We start from the raw sequence: 4,943 nt of genomic DNA on the forward strand, positions 1-4,943 counted from the left end.
GTTGCGCAGCTTGGTACGAACCATAGCGCCACCCTTGCCGGGCTTGAAATGCTGAAAATCAACGATTTCGTAAGGGGTGCCTTCGACTTCGATCTTCAGACCCTTGCGAAAGTCTGTGGTAGAATACATTTGTCCTCCTAAACATGTCGCCGCAAAATGGCGCAAACTGGCGTAAGGCCGATCATTTGCCAACTGCGGCAAGAGCGGCTACCTTATACGAAGTTGGCTGAAAATGTCAGCCCTGAATTGAAAATATTTGCTGAAAGATGCTTGCTTGTCAAGACACAAAGTTAAAGTATCACATGAGGTTTATTATGAATCCCGTTCTTACCCTTGAAACTACAGCCTATACTCTTGAGCAGCTCATATCACTGCCCGAGGCGCAGATAGCCCTTGCGGGCCGCTCCAATGTGGGTAAATCATCGCTTATCAACGCGCTGGCTGGCCGAAAAAAATTGGCAAAAGTCAGCTCCACGCCCGGCAAAACCCGCTCGGTGAATTATTACCGCGTGACCCCTCACGACTTTTATCTGGTTGACCTGCCAGGTTACGGCTATGCCCGCGCAAGCCATACGGAACGCGAAAAATGGGCGCGCCTCCTTGAGCGCTACCTGGTGGAATGCGCAGGCCTCAAGGCCCTGGCCCTGCTGCTCGACAGCCGCCTTGAACCCCAGAAGCTCGACAAAAATCTGGCGTCCTTTGCCCGCACCAACGGCCTGAATATTGTGCCCGTGCTGACCAAGGCAGACAAGTGCAGCCAGCGGGAGCGCGCCAACCGCCAGAATGAATGGCAAGAGCTGCTCGGAACCCGCCCCATCGTCACGTCTTCCAGCAACCGTTACGGTATTGATAACCTCTGGCGCGCGCTCGTTGAAACAGCGGTTCCCCAGCGCGTTGCCCCCGGTACGCTCAATGCCGACGACGCGGAAGCTGAGCCCCAGAGCGGCATTATTCCTGAACAGGAGCCGCAGGAACAGGCTTAAAACCAGAATTGGTTCACAGCAAGAATATCTGTAGGCTCCGCTTTATTCAAAGCCCGCGACCGAGCGGAATCCTCAAAAAGCAAAAAGATTACGGCGCTGATCACAACAGCGCCGTAATCAGGATTCAGATCGGCAGGCAGTTGCGCCCCCTGTAGCTGGGCGCAGTGGTTTTCAAAGCCGCACGCAGGCAAATATACTGAGGCAGTTATGCCGCAGGGGTATTTGACACAACTGCCGGCTCCATATGGATGCTCAGACGCCCCAGTTGGGGCACTGCGGCACGAATACGCTTTTCAAGTCGCGTACAGACATTGTGCGCCTCTTCCACAGACAGCCCCACACTCACATTGCAGTGAAATGAAATGCAGACCCCCTGCTCCGGCAGCACATAGGTAGAAAACTTGTGCGGCATAGCCGCCAGAGGCTCATTTTCCACTGCTGCCATGATTTCACGCCAGGCCATCTCTGAAAAAGGCACAGAAACCGAAGCGCCCGGCTCAAGCGCGGCGCTTGGAGCCTTGGGTTCCATGTGGCTGACGATTTCAACACCCGGCAAAGCCTCACGCAGTGTGTCCTCAAAAGCCTTGACCCGCGCGTATGCCCGGTCAAAGGGCATCTGGCCCGGCAGTTCAACGTGCAGCTCAATATGACAGGCGCTGTCTGCGCTCAAAATATGCACATCATGAACTGCAAGGCCATGTTCGGATGCGGCAACCTGCACCAGGGCAAAGGGATTGTTTTCATCAATGCGGCACGATTTGCGAGGCTCCACGTGCACGGTCACATCCGCACCAGGTAGAACGCCGGACACAGCTTCTTCAGCCTCATGCGCGAGGCGGTGCCCATCGCTGACCTTCAGCCCCGGCGCGACGCCCACAGTCAAATCCACAAAGCTTTGCGGCCCGCTGGTGCGCACCCGCACACGCGTGACCTCGGAAATGCCCGCGATTTTTCGCACGGCTACCACAATGGCTTCGCTCGCCTGTGATGAGCCCGAATCCATCAGCATATTCACGGCATCCGAAGCCATGTGCATGCTTGCCCGAAAAATAATCGCAGCCACAAGCAGAGCCGCCACAGTATCTGCCTGCGAAAGAACGCGGCTTATGGGCTCAGGCAGTTGCAGGGCCTGTGCAAGCCACACGGCCAGCACCCCTACAAGCACGACAGCAGAAGAAAGAATATCTGTGGAAAAATGCAGGGCATCAGCTTCTAGAGCCTGGCTGTTGAAGTTTTTGGCAACCCGCCGCAAAACGCGTACCCGGTTGATGTCAACTGCCATGGAAATCGCCATGACGCCAACACCCCAGAGCGAAGGCACGACAGGGCTTGAACCTGAAGTGAGGCGCTGAACGCCCTCGTAGACCACCCATACGCAGGTGGCGAACAAAAGCACCGTCTGCGCAAGTGCCGAGAGGTTTTCGGCCTTGCCATGCCCGTAAGGATGCCGCGAATCTGCTGGTTTGGCTGAAATTCTCACCGCAGCAAGGGTAAGGGCAGCCGCCAGCAGATCAAGCCCGCTGTGCAATGCTTCAGACAATATGCCAAGACTGTTGGTATACAAGCCGACCGCAAGCTTGATGCTGGTAAGCCCCAGTGCCGCGAGCAGCGACAACATGGCTGCTCGGCTTTTTTCGCTGGCGCCGTTATCCATAACGTTCATAGTACGTTTCCTACAGAAGGATTAAATATACGGAATTTGCAGAGGTTGGCGCGAGAAAGGCGCTGATTGCAAGCGTAGTTCGAAAAGTGCATGGGGGTTATGTGACACAAACCGGCTGTTTTTTGCAAAACAGCCGGTTTGTATTAATCTGACAACCTTCAGGAATAACCGTTACGGATTGTTACAACCAGGTAAACCACCGCTTCCAGCTGCCTTCACGCTTTTCGCGAACTTCCTGCGACTGCGCCTCACGATAGTTGTGATAGGCAGCGAGGCTCTTTTCCTTGGCATGATCGGCAACTTCAGGCACGTCCTTGAAGTTTTTCATAATGTATTCATAACGATGCCAGGCCGGTCCGTACTTTTTCATGTGCCAGAACACGTCGGCAATATACAGTTCGTGTTCGGCCATGAGCTGACGGCACGTGCGCATATGTTCTTCCGCGCTCTTGGAATACGGAGAGTCGGGGAAGGTCTGGCGCAAGCGGTCAAAGTAGTCGTAAGCTTCCTTGAGTTCTGTGGTGGCCCTGTCGATGGAGCGGAACTGCTTCATGAGCGACATGCCAGTCTGGTACAGAACATACGGAATGGCTTCGTGGCGAGGATGCAGCGACTCGAAATCCTTGTAGGTTTCGGCAGCAAGCTCATATTCCTCGTCAAGGAAGTAGGCATCTGCAAGCGACAGTTCCGCATCAACCGTGTACGGGCTGAAGGGATACGTATCGCGGAGTTTGTTGTACAGCTCCACGGCGCGCACGTAGTTTTTCTCACTCATGGCGTCATTGGCGGCTTCAAAAACCTCCTGGGCGGTGTCTTCCGCCGGCGGCAGGTAGATCATATCAATGATGCCGCAACCGGAAACCGCAAACATGCTTATGACAAGCAAAATGGAGCGAAGCAGTTTTTTATGCATGGAGCTGTTCCAAAAATACAAACGCCGCCTGCGCGGCAGTTGCGCCGTCACCGGCGGCAGTGATTACCTGACGACAAAGCTTGGAGCGAATATCACCGGCTGCGAAAACGCCCGGAATGCTGGTGCGCATTTCCGTATCGGTGATAATGAAACCTTGTGCGTCACGTACGACCTCTGCGGGCAAAAAGCCGGTGGAGGGTTCATATCCCACGTAGACAAAAAGCCCGTCTACGGGCAAATGACGTTCCTCTCCGGTCTTCAGTTCCTTAACCGTCAGACCTGTCAGCTCGTTTTCGCCGTGCAAACGGCTCACAACGCTGCTGCGCAGGATCTCGATCTTGTCGCCATAGGCGTCAAGCTTATCCTGATAAATCTTGTGCCCGCGGAATTCATCGCGGCGATGGATAAGATAGAGCTTTCCCACAATCTTTGCAAGATAAAGCGACTCTTCCAACGCCGAATTACCACCGCCTACAACCGCCACGGTCTGATTGCGAAAGAAATTGCCGTCGCAGATGGCGCAATAGGAAACACCATGACCGCGCAGCCGATCTTCGCCCTCAAGCCCAAGCGGCTTGTGGTGCGCTCCGGAACAAACAATGACCGTCTTGCCGATATAGTCCACGCCGCCAGCGCGAACAGCAAAACGCCCAGCCGAACCGGTTACGGATTCAACAGCTGCAGCTGGCCGGTCAACATCAAGGCCGGTCAAGTGCGCTTCAAAAAGATCCGCCAGCTCATAACCCTTGATGCCCTTGGGAAAACCGGGATAGTTTTCCATGGCCTCAGTCTGCAAAATCTGACCACCCGCTGCCAGTTGCTCGGGCATAAGCACCGAGCAACCAGAGCGGGCCAGATACATTGCTGCCGTAATGCCAGCGGGGCCGCTGCCTATGACTACGGCATCATATTCTTTCATGCCAGAGCCTTTGTATCGATAAGGTCTTTCAGGGCAGCCTTGGTGACAGCTCCGGTGATCTGCTCTACCGTTTCACCCTTTTTGAAAAGGACAAGAGTCGGGATAGCGCGGATGCCAAACTTGGTGGGCGTGGCCGGATTTTCGTCCACGTTCATTTTTACGACACGCACCTTGCCATCATACTCAGTGGCCAGTTCGTCAATAATGGGGCCAACAGCGCGGCAAGGACCGCACCAGGGAGCCCAAAAATCGAGCAGAACCGGAAGATCGGACTTGAGCACAACGCTTTCAAAGGTGGCGTCAGTGACCTGTTCAGCCATAACTATCTCCTTACGTTGCTTTGTATCGCTCCACGGCCACTATTGGCCTGTGACGCGAACAGAAGCGCATTTAAAGTGTATGCTTCTGTATTGACTAAGAGTAGATACCAATGTGCTCTCTGTCAAGACAATCTCTTGTTTTGCA

Annotated in this window: 5 protein-coding genes and 1 pseudogene; 1 reads left to right on the forward strand and 5 read right to left on the reverse strand. The window is 54.4% G+C overall.

Going from position 1 to position 4,943, the window contains the following annotated elements:
* A pseudogene (locus VEZ52_RS00875) lies at positions 1-129 on the reverse strand (elongation factor P); the annotation flags it as partial.
* Positions 130-314: 185 nt separating this feature from the next.
* Between VEZ52_RS00875 and yihA the strand changes: the two are divergent.
* Positions 315-983, forward strand: coding sequence for a ribosome biogenesis GTP-binding protein YihA/YsxC (gene yihA / locus VEZ52_RS00880; protein WP_324835133.1), 669 nt, complete (start codon positions 315-317; stop codon positions 981-983).
* 205 nt (positions 984-1,188) lie between these two features.
* Here the strand turns inward: yihA and VEZ52_RS00885 are convergent, their stop codons facing one another.
* From VEZ52_RS00885 to trxA, 4 genes are all read right to left on the reverse strand, one after another.
* Positions 1,189-2,646, reverse strand: a complete 1,458-nt coding sequence (locus VEZ52_RS00885) for a cation diffusion facilitator family transporter (RefSeq protein ID WP_324835134.1) — start codon at positions 2,644-2,646, stop codon at positions 1,189-1,191.
* 181 nt (positions 2,647-2,827) lie between these two features.
* A complete protein-coding gene (locus VEZ52_RS00890) occupies positions 2,828-3,559 on the reverse strand; it encodes an outer membrane protein assembly factor BamD (RefSeq protein ID WP_192111853.1) in 732 nt (243 codons plus the stop codon).
* Positions 3,552-4,478, reverse strand: coding sequence for a thioredoxin-disulfide reductase (gene trxB / locus VEZ52_RS00895; protein WP_240824401.1), 927 nt, complete (start codon positions 4,476-4,478; stop codon positions 3,552-3,554). Before trxB ends, VEZ52_RS00890 begins: the two co-directional genes overlap by 8 nt.
* Positions 4,475-4,798, reverse strand: a complete 324-nt coding sequence (trxA, locus tag VEZ52_RS00900; RefSeq protein WP_192111854.1) for a thioredoxin — start codon at positions 4,796-4,798, stop codon at positions 4,475-4,477. Before trxA ends, trxB begins: the two co-directional genes overlap by 4 nt.
* Between the last annotated feature and the right edge of the window lie 145 nt (positions 4,799-4,943).

Source organism: Desulfovibrio sp., from assembly GCF_035644575.1.
Lineage (GTDB): Bacteria > Desulfobacterota > Desulfovibrionia > Desulfovibrionales > Desulfovibrionaceae > Desulfovibrio.

Excerpts from the sequence above, each read along its gene's own strand:
- yihA (WP_324835133.1), top strand. The coding sequence starts at position 315 with ATGAATCCCGTTCTTACCCTTGAAACTACAGCCTATACTCTTGAGCAG.
- VEZ52_RS00885 (WP_324835134.1), bottom strand. The coding sequence starts at position 2,646 with ATGAACGTTATGGATAACGGCGCCAGCGAAAAAAGCCGAGCAGCCATG.
- VEZ52_RS00890 (WP_192111853.1), bottom strand. The coding sequence starts at position 3,559 with ATGCATAAAAAACTGCTTCGCTCCATTTTGCTTGTCATAAGCATGTTT.
- trxB (WP_240824401.1), bottom strand. The coding sequence starts at position 4,478 with ATGAAAGAATATGATGCCGTAGTCATAGGCAGCGGCCCCGCTGGCATT.
- trxA (WP_192111854.1), bottom strand. The coding sequence starts at position 4,798 with ATGGCTGAACAGGTCACTGACGCCACCTTTGAAAGCGTTGTGCTCAAG.